Origin of the sequence: Fructobacillus evanidus (assembly GCF_963580165.1) — a bacterium.
GTDB classification, from domain to species: Bacteria; Bacillota; Bacilli; order Lactobacillales; family Lactobacillaceae; genus Fructobacillus; species Fructobacillus evanidus.
Genome location: NZ_CAUZLM010000003.1, coordinates 101578 through 127499 on the forward strand (window position 1 = coordinate 101578; position 25922 = coordinate 127499).

Here is a 25922-nt window from a genome sequence, read left to right on the forward strand (position 1 = left end):
ATTCGGAAAAAAGTGGGCTAATTCGCCAATTGTTTTTAATATTTAAAGAAAAATTTGATAATTTTTGAACTAAATTGACTTTTATTGTTTCAAAGCATAGACTAAAAATTGTAATATTAATAAAAAAGAAGGAAAATTTAAAATGAAAAAACATGGTGCCGATATTGTCACAGATTCTTTGGTGAATCACGGGGTTGATCTCGTTTTTGGAATTCCAGGAGCGAAGATTGACCGTTTATTCGAGACATTAGAGCACCCTCAACCGGGGCAGCGGGTACCAAAGTTAATCGTGACCCGTCATGAGCAAAACGCCGCCTTTATGGCCCAGGCTTTTTCGCGAATTACTGGTAAGACTGGGGTTGTGATTGCCACTTCTGGTCCTGGGGTTGGAAATTTGGTAACGGGGTTGATGACCGCTAATGCCGAAAGTGATTCAGTTTTGGCCATCGGTGGTCAGGTTCCTCGTCGTGACTTGTATCGGTTGACACACCAATCAACGAATTCGGCGGCTTTGTTTCAAAGCGTGACCCGGTTTAGTTCTGAAATTCAAGATCCAAACAATATTTCTGAGATTATCGCTAATGCCTTTGCGGCAGCGAATGGAACGAAGCGGGGAGCAGCCTTTGTTTCTTTGCCACAGGATGTCGATGATGTTGAAGTGACTAGCCCTGCCATACCAGTTGTGAACCAACCTCGCCAGGGGGCAGCGGCTCTAACTGATTTAGACTGGTTGGCTGAACAAATCAAGGCGGCCAAGTTGCCCGTCTTGCTTGTTGGTGCGCGCGGTTCAGACGATGACACGGTGGCGGCCTTGCACACGTTATTGAAGCAAACGCCTTTGCCAGTAGTCGAAACCTTCCAGGGTGCCGGCGTCATTTCGCGTGAATTGGAAGCCCAATCATACTTCGGTCGGGTTGGCCTTTTCCGTAACCAAACGGGTGACAAGTTGCTGAAGCAATCTGATTTAGTTGTGACGGTTGGCTACGACGCTATCGAATACGAACCACGAAATTGGAACAAGGAAAACGATTTGAAGATTGTCGCAATGGATGTTGCGCCAGTTCAAATTGACAATAACTTTGTACCAACGCGCCAATTAGTTGGTAATTTGGCTCAATCATTGACGCTTTTGACGGAGAAGGTTGCAGGCTACCAGGTGCCATCAGAAAGCCAGGGCACTTTGCAAGAGTTGAAGGCTGATTTGAAGGCGTCTGATGAACCTTCCTACACGCCGGCACAAGCCAACTTGAATCACCCACTGAACGTTATCAAGGCTTTGCAGAGTCATGTGACTGATGACATGACGGTTTCGACTGATATCGGCTCGCATTATATTTGGATGGCCCGCCACTTTAAGTCGTATGTCGCTCGCCACTTCTTAACGTCTAATGGAATGCAGACTTTGGGAGTTGGACTACCTTGGGCAATGGCCGCTGCGATGGTTCGTCCCAACGCCAAATCAGTTTCCGTTTCTGGCGATGGTGGCTTCTTCTTCTCCGCAATGGAATTGGAGACGGCTGTTCGCTTGCAATTGAACACGGTGCATATTGTTTGGAACGATAATGCCCATTACGACATGGTCAAGTTCCAAGAAGAAATGAAGTATGACGGTCAAGCCGCTGGTGTCGACTTTGGTAACATTGATATCGTGAAGTATGCCGAAGCCTTTGGCGCTAAGGGATTGCGTGTTGAAACGCCAGATGATCTTGATGCCGTTTTGACAGAAGCCTTTGCAACAGAAGGACCAGTTGTTGTCGATGTACCAGTTGATTATTCACACAATTTTGAATTAGGAGCTCAGTTGATCGAATCTGAGGGCTAATATTGGCTCGATTATCGTTCAAAAAATTTTTTCGTTTGGACAAACGTCGGCCTCAACCCTTCTTTAATAATTAAAAGCCTTTCAGAAAAATGTTTCTGAAAGGCTTTTTTGGTTGACCGACGCTGATTTTACTGCTGGTTGGCTAACCAAGCTGGCAGGACAATTTGGTCGATTAGTTCTTCTGGATTAGGCGCTTGCTGGGTAGCGATAAAGGCATAGTAGCGGCGGATATTACCGAGGAGCATGAGGACCTCCGTGGTAGGAACCTTCTTTATTTCACCACGATTGATGGCTCTGGTGGCCAACAAGGTGCCGAGCGTAACGGCGCCTTCCTCGGCCTTTTTCAAGAGGTCGTCACCGATTGCTTCACCGTTGACTGCTTGATAGAGCGTAAATTTGATTAGATATTGGCTGATTCGTTCATGGAGTCCTTCAATTTGCCGGGCGTTTTCAATCAGGTCACCACGGAGACTACCGGTATCGGGAAAGGATTGCTTGTCCAAATTTTCTGGAAAACCAGAATTTTCGTGTGCCCAATGGTGGACAGCAGCGACTAAGAGGGCGGAGGGTGAGTCCCAGCGGCGATACAAGACGCTCCGAGATGTTTTGGCATAGTGCGCGACGTTTTTAAAGGTCACCGCATCGATGCCTTCTTGATCAAAAAGGCGTAGTGTGACCGCATAGATTGTCTGTTCAAGGGCTAAGCCACGTTTTCTTGTTTGGGTTTCTTTTTCCATAGAAATAGTTTAACACACAATATAAGGAACGTTATGTTTCTTATTGACTTTTCCTTGATAGCCGAGTATATTAATCAGCGAATCAAGATAGAGAACAATTTGTTCCTTATTTTCTCAAATAAATCGAGTGGAAATGGAAAAATGGAAATTAAAAAGATACGCAATGTCGCGCTGATTTTGGCTTTTGGCCTTTTGGCGCCCATGCTTGATACGACCATGACCAATATCGCTATTAATGATATCGGTCGTGATTTGCATACCACGCTATCGAATGTGCAGTGGATTATTACGGCCTATGTTTTAGCCACGAGTATTGCTGTGCCGTTCTCGGGCTGGTTAACGCAGCGCTTTAATGGCAAATATGTTTTCTTGGCGGCACAAATTTTCTTTGGTTTGTCCTCAGTTGGAGCGGCGTTGAGTCATGATATCAATGTCTTGATCTTTTACCGAGTCGTCCAAGGGTTTGCAGCCGGATTAATCATCCCGCTGGTCACAACGATGCTGGTCAATGTCGCGCCACGGGAGCATTTGCAAAAACTAATGATGGTGGTAATGTTGCCAATTATGGTTGGCCCAATCTTTGGTCCGATTATTGGGGCGCTCGTTGTTGAATACGGTAATTGGCAATGGATTTTTTGGATTAACGTGCCAATTATGATTCTCGCAGCTGGCTTGAATTTTTGGAAAGTACCAGATGTTCCGGCCTTGAATAAATCAGCGAAAATCGATTCCCTTGGCATTGCCTTGCTAGGGTTAGGATCGGCCGCCGTTATTTATGGCCTTTCCCGTGCTGGTGATTTGGCTAGCTTTAATAATGCCGATACCCGTCTCTATGTAAGTGCTGGCTTGTTGGCTTTTGTTGTCTACTGGATTTGGGGGCGGTACAAAAAAGATCAGGCGGTTTTGCCACTTGCTTTGTTTAAGTCGCCGGTTTACTCAGCAACGACGATTAACTTGGTCTTGGCTGGGATGGTCACGAATGGGCCGATGCTGATTTTGCCACTGTACTTCCAACAAGGCCGCTCAATGTCTGTCTTGGAAACAGGCCTTTGGCTGTTGCCTCAAGGAATTGGGATGTTGTTGATTCGCCCGGTTTTGCTGAAATTACTTGATCGCGTTGGTGTTCGCTATGTGGTTTGGTTTGCGCTCTCATTGGCATTAATTGGGACGATTCCGTTTGGTTGGATTAATGCCAACACGAACATGGGGATTGTTAGTGCCGTTCTCTTTGTCCGTGGCCTGGGTGTTGGTGGTGTGATTATGCCACTGATGACGACAATCCTCTTGGGTATGGAAAAGGAATTGATTCCGCAAGCTAACATTGGCGCACGAATTTTCCAAAACGTTGGTGGCGCCTTCGGATCCGCCTTGGTTGCGACCGTTGTTGCTGCCTATATTTCAACTCACCGGGTCCTCGGTGCTAATATTGTTGCCTATCAACACGCCTTTTGGTGGTCGGTGGCCATTACTGTTGTAATGTTTATTCCGGCAATCTTTTTGCCAAAGCAAGTTGAGCCAAAGAAATAATGCGTTTACAGCAAAGTAAATGATAAAGAAAAAGTATCCGCCAGTTTGTCTCACTGATTTTAAATCAGCAGGGCAGTGATGGATACTTTTTTCGTTAATTAAACATTGTGTGGCTTAGTTTTTAGCCGGCGTAACTGATCCTTGGACCTTTGCTAAAACAGCTCGAGCAATTGGTCCAACGACTAGGATTTGCATTGGCAAGGCCAAAAGTAGGTTAAAAATCCAAGCCTTTGGATAAGCTGACAGCGAGTGACCGTTGATTAAAACACCAAAGAGGGACATGCAAGTGACCATGCCCAAAACCATTAGCGTGGAAATGGTCAGTGGAATCTGGAGGCCATCCGTTGTTTTGAAGCGGGGGACGATGTGCTTGAAGGTCAGCATCTTAGCTAAGGGACCAACGAGGAAACCGTCGCAAACCATGGCAACAATTAAGGCGATGGGGTAGCCAACGACGACTTCGTGCCAGAAACCATCCGTTAGTCCCTGGGCGAGGTAGATATTGTAAATGGACATGCCTAAGACCATTAGGCCGGCCATCATCAACATGAAAATCAGTTCTTCTTTAAAATTACGTGGCATTAATCAATGCTCCTTTTCTTAGTAATTCCAACTTAGCATATAAAAAATTTTCTCGTAAGTAAGAATTTGATGAGAACTACTAGAAGATTATTTCAAAAATAAAATAGCAATCAATAAAGTCTTCTTCAATCTAAATTAATTGCTTATTTTGGTAAAAATACTCGATAAATGCTTAAAATCAAGATGATTATTTGTTGTCCGATTTCATTAAAAAGACCATGATGGTTCGGTGTTCTGTTGTACTTGTTAATGTTGATTTAACGAAACGTGACTTTGGTTGATATTTAGAAAACGGTCAGCGTCAAAGTAATGACAAATGTCCAAATTCCTGCTATGATGTAACTACATTGGAATATTATTGCAACATTGATGCGATGAGTTCGCTGATTTTTACAGGAGTTTTACATGAAGGCAGCTGTTTGGCATGGAGCCAAAGACATCAGAATCGAAGAAGTGGACCTTAAACCACTTGCCAACGACGAAGTGACGATTAAGGTAGCCTATGCGGGTATTTGTGGCAGTGACCTTCATGAATATCAAGAAGGACCGGTCTTAATCCCAACGACCTTCCCTGATCCGCTGACAAATGAAGAGGCGCCAATCGTCCTCGGCCATGAATTTTCGGGAGTTGTTGAAGCTGTTGGACCTGATGTCTACGATTTTCAGGTGGGTGATCACGTGGCGGTCAATCCTGCAATTACCAAGCGAGAATCTCCGGACGACGTCGATGTTTATGATGGTTATAGCTTTATTGGGCTGAGCAAGGACGGTGGGTTAGCACCCTATGCGAACGTGTCAGTTCAAAATCTTTATCATTTGCCACAGAATTTTTCATTAAAAGCGGCTGCTATAATGGAACCAGCAGCGGTGGCCGTACAAGCGGTAAAAGAGGCTGGTTTGGACTTCGGCCAAACGGTCGTGATTTTCGGTGCAGGTCCAATCGGTGCAATGCTGGCAGAGGTTGCCCGTACGGCAGGTGCTTCGAGAATTGTTGTTGTTGACCTTTCAGAAGTCCGCCTGCAAAAGGCCCGCGAAATGGGGGCGACGGATACGATTAATGCGAGCCAGGTTATTGATGTTGAGCAAAGTATCGCCCAAATTTTACCAAACGGAGCGGATGCCTCCTTTGAGGTGGCAGGGGTTCAGGAAACCTTTGACCAAGCAATTGCTGTGACGAAGCCGCGGGGCTTTGTTGTCGTTGTCTCGATTTTCCCACAGCCAATCCGTTTGGATATTCGACAGCTGATGAATGCCGGCGTGCGGCTTGCTACTTCGATTGCTTATTCACGTCAAACTTTCCAACAAACGGTTGATTTAGTCACCAGTGGGCAACTCAAGGTTGAACCGCTGATTACGTCTGAAATTCGTCTAAATGACTTTTTCAAGAAAGGATTATTGCCTCTAATGGATGATCCTTCTGAAGAAAAAATTTTGGTGAACTTGGCCAAAAGTAAATAAATGGTGAGGAAAAGCTTTCAGAGATGGGAGTTTTTTTTGTTGGTTCCAAGAAGAAGGATGATACTTAGAATTAGGTTACTATCTTCACATTTATTTGCTCGATAATAAACAAATTTAGCGTTGAAAACGATTTTTTTCTTTAAATCAGTGCTATAATGTACTTGTATCATGATATATAATTCACAATATCCGGTTGATATCGACCGGTCAATGAAAAGAGGTCAATCATGAAAGCAGCTATTTGGCATGGTAAAAAGGATGTGCGGGTTGAGGAAACTGATTTGCCGGAACCTAAAGAAAATGAGGTTCGGGTCAAGGTAGCCTATGCGGGTATTTGTGGCAGTGACCTTCATGAATATCTAGAAGGGCCAGTCTTTATTCCGACAGAATTTCCTGATCCCTTAACTGGTGGGCAAGCACCTATCACAATGGGGCACGAGTTCTCTGGTCAAATTGATCAGGTTGGTACAAATGTTCACAACTTTAAAATTGGCGACCATGTGTCTGTCAATCCGACGATTACTAAAGGTGAGCTACCCGATAATGTGGATGTGTACGATGGGTATAGCTTTATTGGGCTGAGCACGGATGGCGGTTTTGCTAGTTACGTCAATGTCCCGGTTGAAAACTTGTATCCGCTACCAAAGGATTTTTCTTTGAAATTAGCAGCGGTGATTGAGCCGACTGCGGTTGCTGTGCAAGCGATTAAGGAAGCCCATCTTACCTTTGGACAAACCGTGGTGATTTTTGGTGCGGGTCCAATTGGCGCAATGGTTACAGCGGCTGCGAAGGCGGCCGGTGCAACCAAGATTGTCGTTGTTGATTTGTCGGCTGTTCGGTTGCAAAAGGCACTTGCAATGGGGGCTACGGATATCATTAATCCAAGTGAAGTCAGCGATGTCTTGGCAGCAGTCCATCAGATACTGCCGGAGGGGGCAGACACAAGTTTTGAGATTGCTGGTGTGCAAGCCACTTTTGATCAGGCCATCAAAACGACAAAAGCGCGTGGTTATATGGTCGTGGTTTCAATCTATGCCCTTGCCATCCAATTTAATCCAATGGCGTTAACGAATAGTGGCGTCAACTTAACTTCGACGATTGCTTATTCACGGCAAACTTTTCAGCAGACGGTGGACTTAGTGACAAGTGGGCAAATCAATGTGGCGCCGATTATTACGAGCGAGATTAAGTTAGATGATATTATCACGGATGGTTTTGATGTGTTGACAACGGACCAATCGCAGGCAAAGATTTTAATTAACTTAACGCAGGAAAAATAAGGCCCGAATGGGCGATTAATCAATGATTAATCAGAAACATTTCCAAATTTGGGAATGTTTTTTTATTTTACTGTTTACAAATGTAAACCATCAGGTTATACTAACTTTGTTGTTTACAAATGTAAACACGTTTTGTTTTGATGAACGGAGGGCAGGATTATCATTAACATCACTGATACCGAACAGGCGGTTATGCGGATTATTTGGACGAAGAAACGGGCAACGGGTCGTGAAATTGTTGAAGAAGCCCAGTTATCGCATGACTGGTCAGCCTCAACGATTAAAACGTTAATTCGACGTTTAACGGATAAGGAAATGATTGCAGTCGACAAATCAGAAAAAGTCTTTACCTACGTACCAGTTGTGGCTGAAAATGAGGCAACCGACTATAACGCTAACCGGTTCTTTGATTCCGTTTGTGATGCCTATAAGGGGACGCTCTTAACGGCACTCATCAAAGACGAACCATTAAGCAAAACGGATATTCAAAATATCCGAGCGATTCTTGATGAACGCGAAGCCAGTGCGCCTGACCAGGTCGCTTGTCATTGCCTTCATGAAGATGATGATTCTTGCGCAATGGTCCCATCATTAAGACAAAAAATTGACGAACTGGCAAGCAGTGCTCGCAAAGGGAGTATTTTATGGATAAAATTTTGGTTATGGCGGCTGGTCTAGCGGCGATTGCATTCATTATTTGGTGGTTCTTTGGTCAACATAAGGTTGAGAGTGCAGCGGCGACTCTTGATGACCAGGAGCAGACTATCGATATTCAAGTCGACGGTGGCTATTCGCCTGAGCATATTGTCTTGAAGCAGGGAGTGCCAGCAACCTTGAATTTCACTCGGACTGATCCTTCTGGTTGTTTGGACCACGTGGTTTTTGCCGATTTTGGCATTAACCAGGAGTTGCCACAAGGACAAAAAGTGTCGTTGAAAATCAATACCGACCAACCAGGTCAATACCAATGGGCTTGCGGAATGGATATGTTCCATGGTCAGGTAACTGTTGAATAAAAGTTTCCATATCAAGATAAAATTAATAAGTATACGTATAAAAAGGGGTTAATCATGACAGAAAAAGTAGAACAAACAGTAACAGTTGACGGACAATACCAACCAAACGTGGTAACTTTCCAAAAGGGCGACCAAGCAACCTTAACGTTTAAGCGCGTCAGTGAAAGCGGCTGTTTAGACACGGTTCAATCACATGATTTTGATTTCCAATCAAAGTTGCCATTGAACGAAGAAATCAGCTTTACCATCCCAACTGACCAGGCCGGCGAATTTGAATTTGCTTGTGGCATGAACATGGTCAAGGGAAAGGTTATCGTTCAATAAGGCAATTTAATTGAGTTAAGAGGTAAAAAAACACATGCAAAAATTGACAACCAGTCGGCGCTTTGTGATTGCTCTGATTTTTTCAGTACCGATGCTCGTTAAGATGGTTTTGATGCCCTTTGGCTTCCATTTACCGGGTGGCACCATCACGGAATTTGGACTGACGACGATTGTCATGGCAGTATCTGCCGCACCATTTTTGAAGTCATCTTGGTCATCCTTTAAAAAGCATCACTCAAACATGGATACCCTTGTTGCGATTGGGACGACGACGGCTTATTTATATAGTATTTACGCCATGATTGCTGGGCAGCCAGTCTTTTTCGAAGGGGCGGCCTTGGTCGTGACCTTTATCTTGTTGGGGCAAGTGTTCGAGGAACGGATGCGTAAAAATGCTTCCAGCGCCGTTGAAAAATTGTTGGACCTTCAGGCAAAGGATGCCGTCGTCATTCGTGATGGGCAAGAAGTCACGATTCCATTAGATCAGGTAGTCACCGGTGATTTGATTAAGGTCTTACCCGGACAAAAAATCGCCGTGGATGGAACCATTGTTGATGGTCAGTCAACGATTGATGAATCAATGGTAACTGGAGAAAGTATGCCGGTCGAGAAAAAGGCGGGCGATGCTGTCATCGGCGCCACCATCAACACTAACGGTTCCTTCGTCTTTAAGGCCGACAAGATTGGTGAAGAAACGATGCTTTCTCAGATTGTGGAGATGGTGAAAAAGGCTCAAACCAGTCGGGCACCAATTCAGAATTTGACGGATCGAGTTTCAAGTATCTTTGTACCGGTTGTCTTGATTTTGGCGATTGCCACTTTTCTGATTTGGTATGTCTTCCTTGGCTCCGCTTTGTCAACGGCGTTGGTCTTCGCCATTTCCATTTTAGTGATTGCTTGTCCTTGTGCATTGGGGCTCGCGACACCGACCGCACTAATGGTTGGTACTGGCTTGAGTGCGAAGCACGGTATCTTAATTAAGAACGGTGAAGTACTGGAAGCTGTGAACCAGGTGAAGACGGTTATCTTTGATAAGACCGGGACGATTACGGTTGGTCAACCTGTGGTGACTGATGTCATTGGTCCAGAAGAAAAGATTATGACCTTAGCTGGGCAATTGGAAAAGAATTCAGAACATCCCTTGGCAATCGCCGTTTTGAATTATGCCGAAAAATTAGGTTTGAATAACCAAGAGAGTGCCAAAAATTTTGCGGCAATTGAAGGGCAGGGCGTCACAGGGGAAGTGAACGGTCAAACGGCCTTTGTTGGGAATACTCGTTTGTTGGCCGAGCGCCAGATTGATTCTGATTTGCAAAAGAAGATGGAAGAATTACAGGCGGAAGCCAAAACCGTGGTCTTGGTTGGTGAAGCAGATCAGGTTATCGGTTTGGTTGCCATTCAAGATGCGCCAAAGGCGAGCTCGAAGAAGGCAATTGCTGACTTGAAGGCACGCGGCCTGAAAACAGTTATGTTAACTGGCGATAACCAGCTGGTTGCCGAAGCAATTGCTGACCAAGTTGGCATCGACCAGGTGATTGCGGAAGTGATGCCAAACGATAAGGCGGATCATGTTCAGGCCTTCCAGCAGGATGGGGCTGTGGCCTTTGTTGGTGACGGAATCAACGATGCACCGGCACTTTCAACTGCCAATGTCGGCATTGCAATGGGGTCCGGGACGGATGTTGCCATTGAATCTGGGGACATTATCTTGGTCAAGAATGATTTGCAGGATGTGGCGACAGCCATTGAGTTGAGTGCCAAAATCTTTAATCGGATTAAGCTGAACTTATTCTGGGCCTTTGTCTATAATGTTTTGGGAATTCCTGTTGCAGCGGGGCTCTTCTATGGTATCGGCTTTATTTTGAGCCCTGAATTAGCCGGACTTGCCATGGCCTTTAGTTCGCTATCGGTTGTCACCAGCTCACTGCTCTTGAACAAAACAAAGTTAAAAACTTTAACTGCCAAGAAAGCTTTAGCATAAAAATTAGGATTGATCATCTTAGCGATGACCATCCTTTTTTTGTTTTATGGCTACTTTTTCTTGTTTGGCAGATGAATCCTAAATTTCGGGGGTTCATATCATTTTCAACCGATTTTTTCTCAGTTGGTCTGAAAGTCTTGTCTTTTTTTGAAATGGGTGTATAGTATTTTTGGTTGATAAGTCGAAACGACCTGTCATTTCGACTTGTTAAAGAAAATTCATCAAAAGGAGGCTGTTGATGTACGATTTGTTGATTTTATCAATGTTAAGTTCACGTGATATGTCGGGCTATAAGCTCGCCATTGTGTTGGGCTCAACGGTGGTACCCAGACGCAAGATATCAAATGGTGTTTTATACCCGGTTCTAAATCGGATGGAAAAGGCCGGCTTTATCAAAAGTGTCGACGGGAATGTCCGTAATTCAAAAATTTTTCATATTACCGAGTTAGGTCAAGAGCGACTAATCGAATTAATCAACGAGCCGGTTGCTCAGGATGCCAATCGCGATAATTCCTATCATTTTAAGTTCCGGTCCTTTTCGTATTTGGCAAAAGATAAGCAGATGGAAATTTTGTCTGATTATCGCAATGCCGTTTTAACGGATCGCAATGTCTATCAAGAATTGTCAACGCACTATCGAGAAGAGACGAAAGACCATCCTGAACGAACTGATTTTTACCGGTGGGGGCTGAAAACGATCACCTTAAAGGATAACCTGGCGTTAGCTAAGCTGGCCTGGATTGATGAATCTCTGCAAGAGTTAAAGGAGAATGAAATATGAATAATACAAACGAGCGCTCGGCAAAGCGCTGGTGGGCACTCTTAGCCTTATCTTTGGGTGTCTTTATGGGCTTGTTGGATGTGAACATCGTCAACGTTGCCCTGCCAACAATGGTGAAGAGCTTTCATACGACTTTTAGTAATGTTCAATGGGTCATTAGTGCTTATACCATTTCATACGCTGTCGTGATTTTAGTTTTGTCAAAGTTGGCCGATATGTATGGTCGCAAGAAGATGTTTCTGACATGTATGATCATCTTCGTGGTCGCTTCCGGAGTGAACGGATTAGCACCGAGCTTGCTAGTCTTGGACATCGGCCGTGCCGTGCAAGCCTTTGGTGGTGGTGGATTGATGACCATCTCAATGGCTTTGGTTGCTTCCATTTTTGAAGGGAAGGAACGTGGCTTTGCCATGGGAATCTTGGGTTCTGTCATGGGGCTTTCAACCGTTTCCGGTCCTTTGATTGGTGGCATCTTGTCTGAGGCCTTTGGCTGGCCAGCCATTTTCTACGTCAATGTGCCAATTGGTATTTTTGCAGCCATCTTAGTTTGGTTGACGGTAGCCGAAACACCAAGCTATGGTCAGGGACAAAAGATTGACTTTGCGGGTATGTTATTATCAGCCGTTGCCATCTTTTCAGCTGTCTTTGGCTTAATTCAAAAGGAAGATAACCCACATTTAGCCTGGACAAGTCCTAAGATTGCCTTGTGGTTGCTAGCTGCCGTGATCTTATTGGCTATCTTTATCGTTGTTGAACTAAAGATTGACAAGCCAATGATGAATCTGGCACTCTTTAAGAACAAGAACTTTGTCGGAGCGGTTTTTGTTGCCTTTGCATTAGGGTCTGCTATTTATTCGAATAACGTTTTCTTGACGTCTTTGATGCAAAACTATATGGGTTATTCAGCCTTTAGTACTGGTGTCCGTCAGATTCCATTAACGATGTGGGCACTCTTCCTCGGCCCAGTGACGGGTTACTTGAGTAGCAAGTTTTCAACGCGTAAGCTGATTTCTGGCTCATTGTTGTTGTCTGCCTTGTCCTTCTTGGTCTTCTTAAACGCAATGACGACTAAGTTAGCTTATACTGATTTAATTGTACCAATGGCTTTGTTGGGAATTTCCAATGCTTTGATTAACCCGTTATTGAATACTGCTGGTTTGGCCGGTGCCAAACCTGAAGAAATCGGCATGACGTCTGGATTGATTAACGTCTTCCGTCAATTGGGGGTTTCCTTTGGTGTCGTCATCCTTGGACTGTCTCAAACAAATCAGTATGACAACTATTTGAACAACCATATGACCTTTACCGGTGTTCCTGCAGAAGCTCTTGCATCGATTAAGCACGCCTTAATCGATGCTGGTCCATTTGCTAGCCAAGCCTTTGTGACTAGCACCAAGATGACGCACTTACCATTTCACTCGACCTTGAAGGCTGTGACTGACAATGCTTTCTTTGCCGGTATGCGCGGCGTGACGGTTGCTTCACTTTTGATTACCGCCGTCGGTTCGGTTTTGGCTTTCGCCTTGTTGCAAGATCCTGCTAAAAAGGAAAACTAAGAAAAATTGGGAGGGGATTCAATGTCATTGACAATAGCTGAGCAAGTAGCGACACGAAAAGAACTGCAAGAAAATTTTGCGATTCTGAATTGGTCGCTTGATCAGGTGGCAGAGGCTTTACAGACGACGCCGGCGCATTTACAAGCTGTTTTGGCGTTGGAACCAGCTTATATTGAAGAACCCTGGATTTTAAAATGCTTTTTAGAAGAAAAAATTCGCTTAGCGGGGCGAGAGCCAGTGGCGTTTACGGCGCTTGTTGGTAATCCGGAGGATTACTGGTTTTTGAAGCAGCGACGCATTCAAAGCGGTGTTCTCGCGCCTCAATAAGTAAAAAAAGGCCAACACTCAAATTTGAGTGTTGGCCTTTTGTGTTAATTTTTATGAGTGTGCCATTCGAGCAGGTATACCAGTACCGCCGGCAATAGGATTAGTGCGATGAAGACTGGGTAAACGCTGACACTATTTTGTGTTGCCATTTGCCAATCAATTTCTTGCTGGTAAAGAAAATTACCCGAAAAGGCAAAGGCACCAGTTAAAATAATGGTCATCAACTTGAAATAGCGTGGGCGAACCAAGTTGTCACTTTGGCTATTTTTGCGCAATGGCAAAAGGGCAATCGCCGCGACAGCAACAAAGAGGCTGAAGACCAAATTATTTTCAACTCGACTGAGATGACCAGACAATTCAATTAATGCTAAAGGCATCAATGATAGCAGAAACATTGGATTTTTCTTTCGATTTTTAAACAAGTAATTTTCTCCTTAATTTGTACTTCTCTTGAATCCAGGTACGATTTTAACACGATTGCTCAACAAAATGCAAAGTTAATCAAATAACAATTGTAATAGCACTAAATAAGAGGAAGGGTATGGAGACTTTGATATCAAGATGCCTTCAGTAGGTGGTTTAGCGGCAATCAATCTACCATGTTTTCATGAGGAATCGATGAAAGCACGATTACAGCTGTCAAAAAAAGAATTAAAAATTAATGTTGCTATTTTGACAAAGCGTTGTATAATTCAATTAAGGAAATGGCCGGCCGTTTCCTAAAGGAATAAATTCTTGGAGGTACTGTCTATGAAGAACAAGTTTTCTCTGAACACAAAGATGATGTTGGGCAAAAACTCAGCAATCGTAAACAATTCCTTGGCAAACGCCAAATCCTTGCAAGCGTTCTCCTTTATGAAACGCGAGGCTAACACGGTTAGTCCGGGTTAGGATGGAAGCGAAGTCACAAAAAATTCATCCTACAACAACAAGTTAAACTCTTGCAGTCGTATGGACTGTGCCCCGAAAGCTCTACGCTTTTGGGGTTTTTTAGTGCTTAAAAATCAGCTGGACCATGGTGATTTTTGATTAAAGGGGCGGCGGTCGAGTTGGATTGACGGTTAGATTTCGGGTCTAGGGGCATGATTGAACCTGATTTCTTTTAAAAGATGTTTTTTTGAGCAAAAGTACCAATTTCTTGGCAAATATGATAGCATGGTGATGTTTTATTAGTCTTGATGAAGAAAAAATGAGAAGGAGTCTTTGAGACGATGAAGAAAGATGGTCACACGCATACGCGGTTTTCCCACCACGGTAGTCAAGAGCCCCTTGACTTATATCTTGAGCGAGCAATCGAACTTGGTTTTACCGATTATGTGGTGACGGAGCATGCACCTTTACCAGATGCCTTTTTAGCTGCTTATACCGGGCCAAGAAGTCAGGATGATGACTCGGCCATGCTAGCCAGCGAATTGACTGCTTATAAAGCAGAAGTCGCTCGGGTGAAAGAGAAATATGGGAATCAAATTCGGATTCATCAGGGCTTTGAGGTTGATTATTTACCGGGCTATGAGGCTGAAACGAAAGCATTTTTGCAAGAAAATGCTAATTGGATCGATGAAATCGTCTTGTCAGTGCATTTTTTAAGAAATAGTAGTGGCTTGATTGGCCCGATTGATTACGACACTGACCAACTGAAGCAATTTTTTCCAGTGGAATTACAGAATCCACAGGTCCTATTTAACAAATACGTGACTGCGGTTCAGCAAAGTATTGAATTCGACACGGGTTTGTCAACACCGGTTCGGATTGGCCACATCACGCTGATTCGTAAATTTCAGAAATATTTTGGCTTTCCTGATTTTGACCAAGAGAATCAACGGAAGATTACAGCTATTTTGACAAGCATTCTAGCAAAGGGTTATGAATTAGACGTGAATGCCGCGGGATTGCGCAAGGAATTTTGTGGTGAAAGCTACCCTGATGCAAAGATTTTACGTCAGGCTGTCGAGTTACAGGTACCAATGACTTATGGATCGGATGCCCACGCGGTCGCGGATTTGGGCCTGGCCTATAATGAGCTGTCGACGATTATTAATGAAAAATAATGAGTATTTTATCTGATTAGATTAAAAAATAATGATAAAAAGTGTTGACAAAGAAAAATAAAGTTATAGAATGAGAATAACTTAATAGTAACACGCAGAAGTTAGACAAGTAGTTATTGGTCAACTGTACAGGGAGTGCTCAAGCTAACGCATTGAGATGAGCGCCAGCACCAAGATGAAAACACACTAACGAGCAGATTAGTCCAAAAACTAACCCGGTGGTTTCCGATATCAAACAGACCTTTGTTAGAAGGTTACTGAGCACTTTTTGCGTAAGCAAAAAGTGGAATGTAGGTGGGAACACGTGAAAACGTCCTTACAAACTCGATTCGAGTTTGTTTGGGCGTTTTTTTAGTTGGTTGAACAAATCAGAAAGGGTACAAACGATGAACAAAAAGATGTTAGCTGCTGGATCGCGCGATGAATATGGTGAAACGCTGAAAGAAAAGCAGGCGATTGAACAGACAATTATCAGTGTTTTGAACAATCAAGGCTACATCCCCGTCAGCACACCGCTGATTGAGCAGGAGAGTGTCTTTGACCAGTATCAGGAGAAAAAGGTTTTCCATCTGTTTGACCACATGGGTGAAAAATTAGTTCTACGGCCTGATTTGACCTTACCAATTGCCCGCTTTCTCGCGGCTAACCAAACAACGTCAACCGTGACCCGCTTGTACTACCTCGGCGATGTCTTCCACCAAATCGTTAATCTATCGGGTGATTACAACCAGGAAACACAGGCCGGGATCGAAATTATTGGTGAGCAAAGCTTCGAGGCAGAAATTGAAGCCTTAGAAACGATGTTAGCCTTTGCCCAGCGCTTTGGCATTCTGGATGTACAAGTTGTCCTCAGTGATGCCCGGTTGATTGACTTGATTTTAGAGCAATTTGATTTGGACGACCGAATCCGCAGCGAAATGAAGCAGGCGATTGAGGAAAAGAATATTTCTCAATTCGAGAAATTAAAGGCGCTGATTCCTGATTTTCCAGCCGAATTAGCCGACTGGCCACTGGCATTTGGCGAGAATGGTGAATCGGCCATGGAAAAGCTCCGACGAATTCCGGCTGTGAAAGAAATCATGGACGATTGGGTCCGGTTGGCGAATTACACACACCGCCACTATCCGGATGTGGCAGTGACGGTCGACCTGGCCGCCGTTTCACCGCAACCGTATTACACCGGCACCATTATTCGTGGTTTTGTCCCAAGTCTAGGTGACTATCTCTTTTCTGGGGGACGCTACGACCGATTGCTTTCAAAAGCCGACCAAGAAACGGTTCCGGCCATGGGCATGGCTCTGAAGGTTGAAACGGTCTTAGCAGATCGACAACGCGATTTGTCTTCCTTATCAGCTCAAGATCCGATTGTTGTCGTTTTGGCCAAGGGACGGGTTGAGCAGGATGTGCGCCCATTACTGAAAAAGGCCGGTGTTGATACGAGTCAATTGGACAATCCGGCGCGTAAATTAGTCTTCGACACAGTCGATAACCGTTACCGTTTTATCCTAGTAAAGGCGAACGACGTGGTGAAGTACTTGGACCAAGGGATTGGCGACGTCGGCATTGTTGGTTCGGACACGATTGCCGAACAGGGACAAAATCATTATGACGTGTTGGATTTGCAAACCGGGAAGGCAGAGTTCGTCTTGGCCGCCTGCGAGGATTTTGAACCAGAAAAAATCAGCCGGCTCCGCATCGCCACAAAATATCCCAAGTTAGCCAGTCAATACTTCCACGATCAAGGCGAGGATGTTGAATTAATCAAGCTCGAAGGGTCTGTTGAATTAGGACCGATTACCGGACTGGCTGATGCCATTATTGATATCACCCAAACCGGTCGAACATTGGTTGAGAACCACTTACAAATTTTTGATCGAGTTGGTCCGGTAGCGACTCACTTCTTGGTTCGTAAGGGCTCCTTACTTCAGTACCAAGATGAGTTGACGACCGTTATTAAACGCTTAGCAAACTTAGTTGCACCGAAAGAAGAGGTAAAAGAATGAAAATTATTGAAAAAATGACACCAGCAGCCTTAGCCGAATTGAGACAGCGGTCAGATACGAATCGACAGGATGAAGTTTTGACGCAGCAAGTTCAAGATATCATTGCCACGGTCCAAAAAAAGGGCGATCAAGCGTTAAAGGAGTATAGCCAAGCCTTTGACCGGGTTCAACTAAACGACCTCCGGGTGCCAGCGGCTGAGATTCAAGCCGCCTTTGATCAAGTTGACGAAAAGGTCGTCACGGCGTTGAAAGAAGCCGCCGAAAATATTCGGTCCTTTCATCAGTTGGAACGGGCTCGGTCCTTTGAAGACAAAAGTCGTCCGGGTGTGATTCGGGGTACCAAGGTGACACCACTAGCTGCCGTTGGAATTTATGTTCCAGGTGGGACGGCTGCCTATCCATCTTCTGTTTTGATGAATGCCATTCCAGCTAAGATTGCCGGCGTCAACCAAATTGTAATGGTGACGCCACCACAAGCGAAGGGAATTAATCCGGCGGTCCTCGTGGCTGCCTCGATTGCTGGTGTTGATGAAATTTACCAAATCGGTGGTGCCCAGGCCATTGCAGCGTTGGCATTTGGAACTGAAACGATTCCGCAAGTCGATAAAATTACGGGACCTGGTAATGCCTATGTCGCCGAGGCAAAACGCCAGGTCTATGGGACAGTGGCGATCGACATGATTGCTGGCCCTTCAGAAATCGGAATATTGGCCGATGAGACGGCGAATGCCAAGAATGTGGCCGCTGATTTATTATCACAGGCTGAGCACGATGTGCGGGCACAAGCCATGCTCGTGACCAATTCGGCCGACCTGGCACAAGGGGTGATGAAAGAGGTCGATGCACAATTGGCCAAACTACCTCGGCGCGAGATTGCCAGCCAATCAATTGCCAACAATGGTGTGATTTACCTGGTAGAAACGGTCCAAGAAATGCTGGATATGATGAATAAGCTGGCCCCTGAGCACTTGGAAATTCAATTGAAGAATCCAAGTTCGTATCTCGATCAAATTCAAAATGCTGGTTCCGTCTTTTTAGGACCTTTAGCCTCTGAACCGCTCGGAGATTACCTCGCTGGACCGAACCACATCTTGCCAACCGGAGGAACAGCTCGTTTTTCTTCGGCCTTAGGGGTTTGGGATTTTCAAAAGAAAATTCAATACTTAGAATACAGCCAAGAAGCACTGGTAAAAGATGCCCCATTTGTAACCGCCTTAGCACGGGAAGAGGGACTAGAAGGACACGCACGAGCAATTGAAAGTCGGGTGAATGCAGATGACTAAACGACAAGCAACGATTATTCGCAACACAAAGGAAACGCAAATTAGCCTGAAATTGGACCTGGACGACCAAAGACCGGCAAAAATTTCCAGTGGGATTGGCTACCTAGACCACATGCTTAACTTGTTTGCCAAGCATGGCCGCTTTGGTCTTGAAATTAAGGCCACGGGTGATCTGGAAGTCGATAGCCACCACACGACAGAAGATATCGGTATTGCTTTGGGCCAGGCCTTTGCAGAAGCGTTGGGGGACAAGGTTGGCATTGAACGTTATGGTGCCCAATTTGTGCCGATGGATGAAACGTTGACCCGAGCGGTGGTTGACTTATCTGGCCGTTCATACCTCGTCTTCCAAGCTGATTTAACAGCTCAACGACTTGGAACCTTTGAAACGGAAGTCGTGGAGGACTTTTGGCAGGGCTTTAGCGACCAGTTACGAGCCAATGTCCACATTGAAGTGCTATACGGTCGTAACACTCACCACAAAATTGAAAGCATGTTTAAAGCCATGGGGCGGGCGATGCGCCAAGCCGTGACGATTAATCCGGAAATCAAGGGTGTCAATTCGACCAAAGGGACGATTTGAGAAAGAAGAGGATCAGATGACGATTGTGATTGTTGATTATGGAGCTGGTAACGTGTTGAATGTGGCCAAGGCCATTGAATACACGGGTATGTCGGTCAAGATTTCAAAGGATCCGGCAGACATTGCCAACGCAGATGGCTTGGTGGTGCCGGGCGTGGGAGCTTTTGCCAAGGCAATGGACCAACTCAAAGCAGCTGGATTAGTAGAACCAATTAAGGACTATGCAAAATCAGGCCGCCCATTGTTGGGCATTTGCTTGGGCATGCAGCTTTTGTTTGATTCATCGACAGAGTTTGGTGAAACGGAAGGCTTGGGTTTGATTCCAGGTCAGGTGGTTGCCTTACCCCAGCAAAAAAATTATAAGGTGCCACAAATGGGCTGGAATAAAAACGAGGTTCGGTTGGAAAATCCGTTGGCAAAGACGATTGACGATAAGTATACGTATTTCGTGCACAGCTATTATGTGGTAACTGACAAAAAATATATTGCGGCAACGGTGCCTTACGGTCAGGTTGCAGTACCAAGCATTGTGGTGAATAAAAATGTGATTGGCGTCCAGTTCCACCCTGAAAAATCAGGATTGGATGGGCTGTCACTTTGGCAAAGTTTCCAAGAAATGGTGGTGGGCGTATGATTTTTCCAGCGATTGACCTGCTCGGCGGTGAATCAGTTCGTCTCTACCAAGGCGATTACCAAAAAAAGATGGTAGTAGAAAAGGACCCGCTTACCCAACTGCAGGCCATTGAAGCTGCAGGCCTGCGGCAGGTTCACTTGGTTGACTTGGATGGCGCCAAGAAGGGGTTGTCGGTTAACGCTGATTTGATTCGACGCTTACGAGAAAATAGCGATATTTTCCTTGAATTAGGTGGTGGGATTCGCACCCTGCAGCAAATTGATGATTACCTGCAATTAGGGATTAATCGGGTGATTCTCGGATCGATTGCGGTGACAAATCCTGAATTGGTGCAGGAAGCGGTCACTCGCTTTGGCCCGGAAAAAATTGTGGTCGGTGTTGATGGCCAAGACGGTCAGGTGAAGACGGCAGGCTGGATTGAGGCCAGTCAACAAAGTTTTGCGGAAGTTGTTTCAGCCATGACCAACTTGGGAGTGACAAACTTTATCGTGACCGATATTAGCCGTGACGGAACGCTTTCGGGTCCTAATGTGGCCTTACTAAAGCAATTACAGAAAGATTTTCCAGCAAGTCGTTTTGTTGTCAGTGGTGGTGTCAGCACGTTGGCTGATATTGCAACGCTACAGGAAAATGGGTTGGTCGATATGATTGTCGGTCGCGCGCTATATGACGGCGATTTGACGTTGGCTGATTTAAAGGAGGCAGAAGATGGGCTTAGCGAAACGAATTATTCCAGCCTTGGATATTAAAAACGGCCAAGTCGTCAAGGGGATTTCCTTTGATCAGATTCGTGCTGTTGGCGATCCCGTTGCGCTGGCCAAGCGTTACCAAGAAATGGGTGCCGATGAACTGGTCTTCTTAGATATCACGGCCACGATTGAAGGCCGGGCCACGATGAAATCAGTTGTCGATCAGGTTTCAAAAGAGATTTTTATTCCGTTGACGGTTGGCGGGGGAATTCGCTCAGTGGATGAGATGACGAGTTTGATTCAGGCGGGTGCCGACAAAATTTTTCTGAATTCGGCTGCCGTCAAGGATCCAGGTCTAGTGACGGCCGGGGCACAAGTCTTTGGTGCCCAAGCAATGGTCGGGGCGATCGATGCGAAGTGGGATTCCGCCAAGGGATTTTACCGAGTTTACGTCGCGGGTGGCACTAAGCCAACGGAACTCGACGCCATCAAATGGGCCCAAGAGTTGGTTCAGGCTGGTGCTGGGGAATTATTGGTGACAAGTATTGATGCTGATGGGCAAAAAAAGGGCTATGATTTGCGACTCTATCAGCAATTAGCCGCAGCTGTCGATGTTCCGATTATTGCCTCTGGCGGGGCTGGCACAACCAAGGATTTTGTCGATGTCTTTGCGGACGGTTCCGTTGACGCAGCCTTGGCTGCTTCGGTTTTTCACTATAACCAGATTGCCATTCCTGATTTGAAGCGAGATTTGAAAGAAAAGCAAGTGGAGGTTCGCCTATGACCCAGGTAACAGCTGATTTTAATAAGGCAAATCAGAACGGCTTAATTCCAGCAATTGTCGTTGATGCCAAGACCAAGGCCGTGCTGATGCTCGCCTATATGAACCAGGAAAGCTATGAAAAGACGATTGCGACGCGCCAAACCTGGTTTTGGTCGCGCGAATGGCAAGAACTTTGGCACAAGGGCGCAACTTCGGGCAATACCCAAAAAGTGATTTCGATGACCTTGGATTGTGATCAAGATACGGTTTTAATTGAAGTTGAACCGGCAGGGCCAGCCTGCCACACTAATGCTTATTCCTGTTTCTTCAATCCAGTCGAATCACTAGAAAATCAGTTTAGCCAAGGCACAGTTGGCAGTCAGTCGTGAAACTAGCTCGTCAAAGTCGTTTATCGCTACTCGTTTGAAAGGAAAACAAAATGGAACAAACAATACAAGAACTCTATGACCAAGTTTTGGAAAGAAAAGAAAATCCAGTAGAGGGGTCTTATACCGCTTACCTCTACGATAAAGGACTAGACAAAATTCTGAAGAAGGTTGGCGAAGAAAGCACCGAGGTGATTGTTGGTGCCAAAAACAGCCAAGCAGAACTAACGTATGAGACCGCTGACCTGTTTTTCCACTTGATGGTCCTATTGGTTGATCAGGGGATTAGCTTAGCAGACATTCAAGCAGAACTGGGCTCGCGGGTCGGCCAAAAATCCAAGTTACACGAACGATCAGATTGGCGGTGAACTTATGAAAAAATCAGTTGCAGCATTAAAAGCCTATCAGGCAGAACAACCCCTGGAAGCCATTAAAGACCAGTACCAATTGAAAACGTTGGCCCGCTTGTCGGCCAACGAATCGGTGTATGGCCCAACACCAAAAGTCAAAGAAGCGTTAGCGGCGGTCACCTTTGACCGGTTGAACTATTATCCAGATGGTTCCGCGCAAAAATTACGGCAAGCGGTGGCAAAATTAAACCAAGTCAATCCCGCAATGTTGGTTTTCGGTGTGGGTGCCGATGAATTGATTCAATTGTTAACTCGGCTAGCGCTAGAACCGGGACAAAACATCATTGTCCCTGCGCCCACCTTTGGTGAATATGCCATTCATGCCCAAATTGAGCAATCAGAAACAAAGTCGATTGCCATTGATGCCAGCACTGGTCATGTGGACTTTGAGGGTATTTTGGCGGCCGTTGATGACCAGACAGCGATGGTCTGGTTGGCGAATCCCAACAATCCGACAGGCGTTTTGGAATCCGTCACAGACATTCAAGGACTCTTGCAGCAGCTACCAGAGTCCGTCTATTTAGTCGTTGATGAGGCTTACATCGATTTTGCTGATACAAGCGACAATACCGTCGTGCCACTTCTGTCGGATTATCCCAATCTCATCATCTTACGCACCTTATCGAAGGCCTATGGCCTGGCCAACCTGCGGATTGGTTACGGCATGATGGACGCAGCATTAGCCCAAAAATTGAATGCTGTTCGTTTGCCCTATAACTTGTCTGATTTTCAAATTGAGGCCGGCACCGCTGGCGTTTTGGATCAGGATTACCTGCAAAAAACGGTTGCCAAGGTTCAGGATGAACGCAACAAGTTTGAAGCTTTTCTGCGAGAAAATCAGTTTGAATTTTATCCTTCACAAACAAACTTTTTATGGGTTCAAGTGGGTGATTCAAAGCTTTATGGACAGGCTTTCTTAAAAGAGGGATTGCAAATCAGTCAGCGCTTAAGCCCAAGTTGGGTCCGAATTACCCTGGGGCAGCCAGCCGATAATGAACGAATGCGACAATTGTTGGTTAAAATTAGAGAAGAAAATAAAGAAGAAAAGCCGGTTTAATATCGGTTTTTTTAGAACAAATATGAGAAAAATAGCGCTAAAGTGGTTCTAATCTGTGTCATGAAAGCTAACCAAATAACGAAAAATCAATTTTTAAAATCTAATATGTTAAATAACAATGAGACTATTATGAGATTGATGAGGAAAACAATGAACAATACAGACATTAATTCATTTGTTAGTTTGTTAATTGAGAACAATCTAACCCATCTTCACTTTAAAAATAAGGATTATGAAATTGAACTCAGCAAAGAACCAGGGCAACAGGTGACCGTTAGTCAGCCAACAAAGGGTGCCGAAACGACTGCATCAGCCGAGCAGTTTATTTCTTCTTCTCTTGTTGGGACTTTTTATTCAGCACCATCACCAGAATCAAACAAGTTTGTCCATGTTGGTGATCGGGTCACGCCAGAAACAGTCGTTGCCATTATCGAGAGCATGAAAATGATGACTGAAATCACAGCCGGGGTCAATGGTCGAATCGATGCGGTTCTTGTGGCTGACGGTGACGCCATTGAATATGGCCAAAATTTGTTTAGGATTGTACCGTGATGGAAAATCAAAAAAGAAAGAATAAAATCTTGATCGCCAATCGTGGTGAAATCGCTGTTCGCATTATTCGAGCAGCGCGATTACTGGGGATACAAACGGTGGCTGTTTATGCCGAACCTGATCATGATGCCTTACATGTCGCAATGGCCGATGAGGCCGTTAAAGTTGGCCCTGCCAGTCTTTCTCAAAGTTATTTGAACCAGGATGCCATCTTAGCAGCGGCTGAAATTACGGGTTGTACGGCCATTCACCCGGGATATGGTTTGTTATCAGAGAATGCTGATTTTGCGCAGCTTGTCGAAGAAAAAGGTTTTATTTTTATCGGACCAACCGCCAAAACGATTCGCATGATGGGGAATAAATCAGCTGCAAGACAGGAAATGACCAGGATTGGCGTCCCTATCGTGGCAGGGAGCCATCAATCATTTACCGAGGCACCCCGGGGTCTGAAGCAAGCAGAAGAAATTGGTTATCCGGTCATGCTCAAAGCGGTCGGTGGTGGCGGTGGCAAAGGTATGCGGGTTGTTGAGAATGAAGAAAGTTTTGCCAGTGAATTTCAACTGGCCCAGCAAGAGGTGCTGGCCGTCGCCAATGATAAACGCATGTATTTGGAAAAATTTGTTGACCGGCCTCGTCATATTGAGATTCAAGTTTTAGGTGATGGCAATGGTCACGGATTGGTGCTTGGTGATCGCGATTGTACCATTCAGCACCGTCATCAAAAGATGATTGAAGAAGCACCAAGCGTTTATTTGGATGAAAGCACGCGTCAAGAAATGTTTGCATTAGCATTAAAAGCCACAGAAAAAATGAACTACCGCGGTGCGGGGACTTTCGAGTTTCTTTATCAGGGCCCTGGTCGCTATTATTTTATGGAAATGAACACTCGAATCCAAGTGGAACATGCCGTGACCGAGGAAAGGGAAGGAATTGACCTGATTGGTGCACAACTAGCATTGGCTTTTGGGACGGACCTTCAAACTATTGCGCACCATGAACAGCCGGTAGTCGCAATCGAGGCCAGAGTGCTTGCTAAAAGCGCTGGAGAAATTACCGGCTTGCATCTACCAGCCGGTCTCGGTATTCGCATTGAAACGGCTATCTATCAGGGCTATCGAGTGCCATCGAATTATGATGCCATGATTTTAAAAATCATTGCTACTGATTTTTCAAGAGAAGGTGCGTTGAAGCGTTTACGAGTGGCCATTGATGAGACCGTTATCCTGGGTATTGAAACGAATTTGGATCTGTTAAGCAAAATCTTATATCATCCTGATTTTATTGCTGAGAATAGTCGAACGGATATCAATTGGCTTGACCGGCAGCTGGAAGGAGAAAAGTAAATGACACCAGCAGAATTTCGTCACTTGGTCCGCAATCAGGAATATGTCAATCCAACGGCTGGCATCTGTCCGGGCTTTTCGCAGGCAAATTTGATTATTTTACCAAAAGAAGATGCCTATGATTTCTTATTGTTAGCACAACGTAATCCAAAGCCGATTCCAATCTTGGAAGTGAGCGAATTGGGGCAACGTGGGTTAAAAAGGTTAGGCCATGACCTGGATATCGCAACAGATATCCCAAAGTATCGGGTTTACCAAGATGGCGTTTTAGTCGAGGAGCCCCTATCAATTGAAAAGTATTGGTCAGATGACTTTGTCAGTTTTTTGATTGGTTGCAGCTTTTCATTCGAAGACCTATTACTGGAAGCTGGGATTGAAATTCGGCATATTGAAGAAAAAGTGAATGTGCCAATGTATCAAACCAATATTCCATTAGAAGGTGCCGGTCAGTTTTCCGGCAACATGGTGGTCAGTATGCGGCCGATTCCTGCTAGCCAGGTAACCAAGGCGGTTCAGGTAACTAGCCGGGTTCCAAGCGTGCATGGGGCTCCGATTCAAATCGGCCATCCAGAAGAAATTGGGATTACTCACTTAGACAGTCCGGATTTTGGTGATACCGTCACGATTAAAGAGGGTGAAATCCCTGTCTTCTGGGCTTGTGGTGTGACTCCTCAAGCAGTGGTCATGAACACGAAACCACACCTGGCCATCACTCATGCTCCGGGTCACATGCTGGTCACTGATTTAGCAAACCGTGAATTAATCATTTAAGGAGAAAGC

28 protein-coding genes are annotated in these 25922 nt (G+C 45.1%); 25 read left to right on the forward strand and 3 right to left on the reverse strand.

The features are described from left to right. Window positions 1-142 precede the first annotated feature (142 nt). Entirely contained in the window at window positions 143-1822 is a 1680-nt protein-coding gene (gene alsS, locus AABI08_RS02840; protein WP_338343838.1) for an acetolactate synthase AlsS, read from the forward strand. A gap of 128 nt (window positions 1823-1950) precedes the next feature. Here the strand turns inward: alsS and AABI08_RS02845 are convergent, their stop codons facing one another. Then, window positions 1951-2559 (reverse strand): TetR/AcrR family transcriptional regulator, encoded by a 609-nt coding sequence (locus AABI08_RS02845; RefSeq protein WP_338343837.1) that lies wholly within the window; start codon window positions 2557-2559, stop codon window positions 1951-1953. A gap of 141 nt (window positions 2560-2700) precedes the next feature. On the opposite strand from AABI08_RS02845, the gene AABI08_RS02850 reads away from it, so the two are divergent. Continuing rightward, the gene (locus AABI08_RS02850) at window positions 2701-4086 is read left to right on the forward strand and encodes an MDR family MFS transporter (protein ID WP_338343836.1); all 1386 of its coding nucleotides are present in this window, start codon (window positions 2701-2703) and stop codon (window positions 4084-4086) included. A 114-nt stretch (window positions 4087-4200) separates the two neighbouring features. Here AABI08_RS02850 and AABI08_RS02855 read toward each other — a convergent pair whose 3' ends face one another. Next, the gene (locus AABI08_RS02855) at window positions 4201-4668 is read right to left on the reverse strand and encodes a DUF2798 domain-containing protein (protein ID WP_338343835.1); all 468 of its coding nucleotides are present in this window, start codon (window positions 4666-4668) and stop codon (window positions 4201-4203) included. A 405-nt stretch (window positions 4669-5073) separates the two neighbouring features. Here AABI08_RS02855 and AABI08_RS02860 point away from each other — a divergent pair, with 405 nt between their 5' ends. From AABI08_RS02860 to AABI08_RS02900, 9 genes are all read left to right on the forward strand, one after another. Continuing rightward, window positions 5074-6126, forward strand: coding sequence for a 2,3-butanediol dehydrogenase (locus tag AABI08_RS02860; RefSeq protein WP_338343834.1), 1053 nt, complete (start codon window positions 5074-5076; stop codon window positions 6124-6126). 227 nt (window positions 6127-6353) lie between these two features. Next, on the forward strand, window positions 6354-7406 hold the full coding sequence (locus tag AABI08_RS02865; RefSeq protein WP_338343833.1) for a 2,3-butanediol dehydrogenase: 1053 nt from the start codon (window positions 6354-6356) through the stop codon (window positions 7404-7406). 168 nt (window positions 7407-7574) lie between these two features. Further along, a complete protein-coding gene (locus AABI08_RS02870; RefSeq protein WP_338344243.1) occupies window positions 7575-8084 on the forward strand; it encodes a CopY/TcrY family copper transport repressor in 510 nt (169 codons plus the stop codon). Further along, a complete protein-coding gene (locus tag AABI08_RS02875) occupies window positions 8051-8422 on the forward strand; it encodes a cupredoxin domain-containing protein (protein WP_338343832.1) in 372 nt (123 codons plus the stop codon). The genes AABI08_RS02870 and AABI08_RS02875 overlap by 34 nt, the downstream gene beginning before the upstream one ends. 54 nt (window positions 8423-8476) lie before the next feature. After that, entirely contained in the window at window positions 8477-8746 is a 270-nt protein-coding gene (locus AABI08_RS02880) for a cupredoxin domain-containing protein (RefSeq protein WP_338343831.1), read from the forward strand. Between the two features lie 34 nt (window positions 8747-8780). Beyond that, entirely contained in the window at window positions 8781-10727 is a 1947-nt protein-coding gene (locus AABI08_RS02885; RefSeq protein WP_338343830.1) for a copper-translocating P-type ATPase, read from the forward strand. Window positions 10728-10965: 238 nt separating this feature from the next. Continuing rightward, on the forward strand, window positions 10966-11508 hold the full coding sequence (locus tag AABI08_RS02890; protein ID WP_338343829.1) for a PadR family transcriptional regulator: 543 nt from the start codon (window positions 10966-10968) through the stop codon (window positions 11506-11508). Next, window positions 11505-13064 carry a DHA2 family efflux MFS transporter permease subunit gene (locus tag AABI08_RS02895; protein WP_338343828.1) on the forward strand — a complete coding sequence of 520 codons (1560 nt, stop codon included), beginning with the start codon at window positions 11505-11507 and terminating at the stop codon, window positions 13062-13064. Before AABI08_RS02890 ends, AABI08_RS02895 begins: the two co-directional genes overlap by 4 nt. A 21-nt stretch (window positions 13065-13085) precedes the next feature. Then, window positions 13086-13391 carry a DUF2316 family protein gene (locus AABI08_RS02900; protein WP_338343827.1) on the forward strand — a complete coding sequence of 102 codons (306 nt, stop codon included), beginning with the start codon at window positions 13086-13088 and terminating at the stop codon, window positions 13389-13391. A 44-nt stretch (window positions 13392-13435) separates the two neighbouring features. Here AABI08_RS02900 and AABI08_RS02905 read toward each other — a convergent pair whose 3' ends face one another. Next, window positions 13436-13813: a hypothetical protein gene (locus tag AABI08_RS02905; protein WP_338343826.1), complete on the reverse strand. Its 378-nt coding sequence runs from the start codon at window positions 13811-13813 to the stop codon at window positions 13436-13438. A 328-nt stretch (window positions 13814-14141) separates the two neighbouring features. On the opposite strand from AABI08_RS02905, the gene AABI08_RS02910 reads away from it, so the two are divergent. The 14 genes from AABI08_RS02910 (at window position 14142) to AABI08_RS02975 (ending at window position 25913) form a co-directional block, all read left to right on the forward strand. Beyond that, window positions 14142-14282: a hypothetical protein gene (locus AABI08_RS02910; protein WP_338343825.1), complete on the forward strand. Its 141-nt coding sequence runs from the start codon at window positions 14142-14144 to the stop codon at window positions 14280-14282. Between the two features lie 320 nt (window positions 14283-14602). Continuing rightward, window positions 14603-15439 carry a histidinol-phosphatase HisJ gene (hisJ, locus tag AABI08_RS02915; protein ID WP_338343824.1) on the forward strand — a complete coding sequence of 279 codons (837 nt, stop codon included), beginning with the start codon at window positions 14603-14605 and terminating at the stop codon, window positions 15437-15439. Window positions 15440-15825: 386 nt separating this feature from the next. Continuing rightward, the gene (gene hisG / locus AABI08_RS02920; RefSeq protein ID WP_338343823.1) at window positions 15826-17442 is read left to right on the forward strand and encodes an ATP phosphoribosyltransferase; all 1617 of its coding nucleotides are present in this window, start codon (window positions 15826-15828) and stop codon (window positions 17440-17442) included. After that, complete coding sequence (gene hisD, locus AABI08_RS02925) at window positions 17439-18725, forward strand: histidinol dehydrogenase (protein WP_338343822.1); 1287 nt, start codon at window positions 17439-17441, stop codon at window positions 18723-18725. The genes hisG and hisD overlap by 4 nt, the downstream gene beginning before the upstream one ends. After that, a complete protein-coding gene (hisB, locus tag AABI08_RS02930) occupies window positions 18718-19308 on the forward strand; it encodes an imidazoleglycerol-phosphate dehydratase HisB (RefSeq protein WP_338343821.1) in 591 nt (196 codons plus the stop codon). Before hisD ends, hisB begins: the two co-directional genes overlap by 8 nt. Before the next feature lie 16 nt (window positions 19309-19324). Continuing rightward, window positions 19325-19942, forward strand: coding sequence for an imidazole glycerol phosphate synthase subunit HisH (hisH, locus tag AABI08_RS02935; RefSeq protein ID WP_338343820.1), 618 nt, complete (start codon window positions 19325-19327; stop codon window positions 19940-19942). Continuing rightward, window positions 19939-20691, forward strand: coding sequence for a 1-(5-phosphoribosyl)-5-[(5-phosphoribosylamino)methylideneamino]imidazole-4-carboxamide isomerase (gene hisA, locus AABI08_RS02940; protein ID WP_338343819.1), 753 nt, complete (start codon window positions 19939-19941; stop codon window positions 20689-20691). Before hisH ends, hisA begins: the two co-directional genes overlap by 4 nt. Further along, window positions 20651-21415, forward strand: coding sequence for an imidazole glycerol phosphate synthase subunit HisF (gene hisF / locus AABI08_RS02945; RefSeq protein WP_338343818.1), 765 nt, complete (start codon window positions 20651-20653; stop codon window positions 21413-21415). The genes hisA and hisF overlap by 41 nt, the downstream gene beginning before the upstream one ends. Further along, window positions 21412-21783, forward strand: a complete 372-nt coding sequence (gene hisI / locus AABI08_RS02950; protein WP_338343817.1) for a phosphoribosyl-AMP cyclohydrolase — start codon at window positions 21412-21414, stop codon at window positions 21781-21783. The genes hisF and hisI overlap by 4 nt, the downstream gene beginning before the upstream one ends. A 50-nt stretch (window positions 21784-21833) precedes the next feature. After that, a complete protein-coding gene (gene hisE / locus AABI08_RS02955) occupies window positions 21834-22148 on the forward strand; it encodes a phosphoribosyl-ATP diphosphatase (RefSeq protein ID WP_338343816.1) in 315 nt (104 codons plus the stop codon). A gap of 4 nt (window positions 22149-22152) precedes the next feature. After that, window positions 22153-23247 carry a histidinol-phosphate transaminase gene (hisC, locus tag AABI08_RS02960; RefSeq protein ID WP_338343815.1) on the forward strand — a complete coding sequence of 365 codons (1095 nt, stop codon included), beginning with the start codon at window positions 22153-22155 and terminating at the stop codon, window positions 23245-23247. Window positions 23248-23397: 150 nt separating this feature from the next. Next, the gene (locus AABI08_RS02965; protein WP_338343814.1) at window positions 23398-23799 is read left to right on the forward strand and encodes an acetyl-CoA carboxylase biotin carboxyl carrier protein; all 402 of its coding nucleotides are present in this window, start codon (window positions 23398-23400) and stop codon (window positions 23797-23799) included. Further along, window positions 23799-25142 (forward strand): acetyl-CoA carboxylase biotin carboxylase subunit, encoded by a 1344-nt coding sequence (locus tag AABI08_RS02970; RefSeq protein WP_338343813.1) that lies wholly within the window; start codon window positions 23799-23801, stop codon window positions 25140-25142. The genes AABI08_RS02965 and AABI08_RS02970 overlap by 1 nt, the downstream gene beginning before the upstream one ends. Continuing rightward, window positions 25143-25913, forward strand: a complete 771-nt coding sequence (locus AABI08_RS02975) for a putative hydro-lyase (RefSeq protein ID WP_338343812.1) — start codon at window positions 25143-25145, stop codon at window positions 25911-25913. Window positions 25914-25922: the final 9 nt, after the last annotated feature.

Coding starts and splice junctions, on each gene's coding strand:
- AABI08_RS02860 (WP_338343834.1), top strand. CDS start 5,074: ATGAAGGCAGCTGTTTGGCATGGAGCCAAAGACATCAGAATCGAAGAA.
- AABI08_RS02885 (WP_338343830.1), top strand. CDS start 8,781: ATGCAAAAATTGACAACCAGTCGGCGCTTTGTGATTGCTCTGATTTTT.
- AABI08_RS02900 (WP_338343827.1), top strand. CDS start 13,086: ATGTCATTGACAATAGCTGAGCAAGTAGCGACACGAAAAGAACTGCAA.
- AABI08_RS02910 (WP_338343825.1), top strand. CDS start 14,142: ATGAAGAACAAGTTTTCTCTGAACACAAAGATGATGTTGGGCAAAAAC.
- AABI08_RS02890 (WP_338343829.1), top strand. CDS start 10,966: ATGTACGATTTGTTGATTTTATCAATGTTAAGTTCACGTGATATGTCG.
- AABI08_RS02895 (WP_338343828.1), top strand. CDS start 11,505: ATGAATAATACAAACGAGCGCTCGGCAAAGCGCTGGTGGGCACTCTTA.
- AABI08_RS02875 (WP_338343832.1), top strand. CDS start 8,051: ATGGATAAAATTTTGGTTATGGCGGCTGGTCTAGCGGCGATTGCATTC.
- AABI08_RS02975 (WP_338343812.1), top strand. CDS start 25,143: ATGACACCAGCAGAATTTCGTCACTTGGTCCGCAATCAGGAATATGTC.
- hisG (WP_338343823.1), top strand. CDS start 15,826: ATGAACAAAAAGATGTTAGCTGCTGGATCGCGCGATGAATATGGTGAA.
- AABI08_RS02865 (WP_338343833.1), top strand. CDS start 6,354: ATGAAAGCAGCTATTTGGCATGGTAAAAAGGATGTGCGGGTTGAGGAA.
- hisA (WP_338343819.1), top strand. CDS start 19,939: ATGATTTTTCCAGCGATTGACCTGCTCGGCGGTGAATCAGTTCGTCTC.
- hisJ (WP_338343824.1), top strand. CDS start 14,603: ATGAAGAAAGATGGTCACACGCATACGCGGTTTTCCCACCACGGTAGT.
- hisC (WP_338343815.1), top strand. CDS start 22,153: ATGAAAAAATCAGTTGCAGCATTAAAAGCCTATCAGGCAGAACAACCC.
- hisB (WP_338343821.1), top strand. CDS start 18,718: ATGACTAAACGACAAGCAACGATTATTCGCAACACAAAGGAAACGCAA.
- hisD (WP_338343822.1), top strand. CDS start 17,439: ATGAAAATTATTGAAAAAATGACACCAGCAGCCTTAGCCGAATTGAGA.
- AABI08_RS02880 (WP_338343831.1), top strand. CDS start 8,477: ATGACAGAAAAAGTAGAACAAACAGTAACAGTTGACGGACAATACCAA.
- hisE (WP_338343816.1), top strand. CDS start 21,834: ATGGAACAAACAATACAAGAACTCTATGACCAAGTTTTGGAAAGAAAA.
- hisH (WP_338343820.1), top strand. CDS start 19,325: ATGACGATTGTGATTGTTGATTATGGAGCTGGTAACGTGTTGAATGTG.
- AABI08_RS02965 (WP_338343814.1), top strand. CDS start 23,398: ATGAACAATACAGACATTAATTCATTTGTTAGTTTGTTAATTGAGAAC.
- alsS (WP_338343838.1), top strand. CDS start 143: ATGAAAAAACATGGTGCCGATATTGTCACAGATTCTTTGGTGAATCAC.
- AABI08_RS02850 (WP_338343836.1), top strand. CDS start 2,701: ATGGAAATTAAAAAGATACGCAATGTCGCGCTGATTTTGGCTTTTGGC.
- AABI08_RS02845 (WP_338343837.1), bottom strand. CDS start 2,559: ATGGAAAAAGAAACCCAAACAAGAAAACGTGGCTTAGCCCTTGAACAG.
- hisI (WP_338343817.1), top strand. CDS start 21,412: ATGACCCAGGTAACAGCTGATTTTAATAAGGCAAATCAGAACGGCTTA.
- hisF (WP_338343818.1), top strand. CDS start 20,651: ATGGGCTTAGCGAAACGAATTATTCCAGCCTTGGATATTAAAAACGGC.
- AABI08_RS02855 (WP_338343835.1), bottom strand. CDS start 4,668: ATGCCACGTAATTTTAAAGAAGAACTGATTTTCATGTTGATGATGGCC.
- AABI08_RS02970 (WP_338343813.1), top strand. CDS start 23,799: ATGGAAAATCAAAAAAGAAAGAATAAAATCTTGATCGCCAATCGTGGT.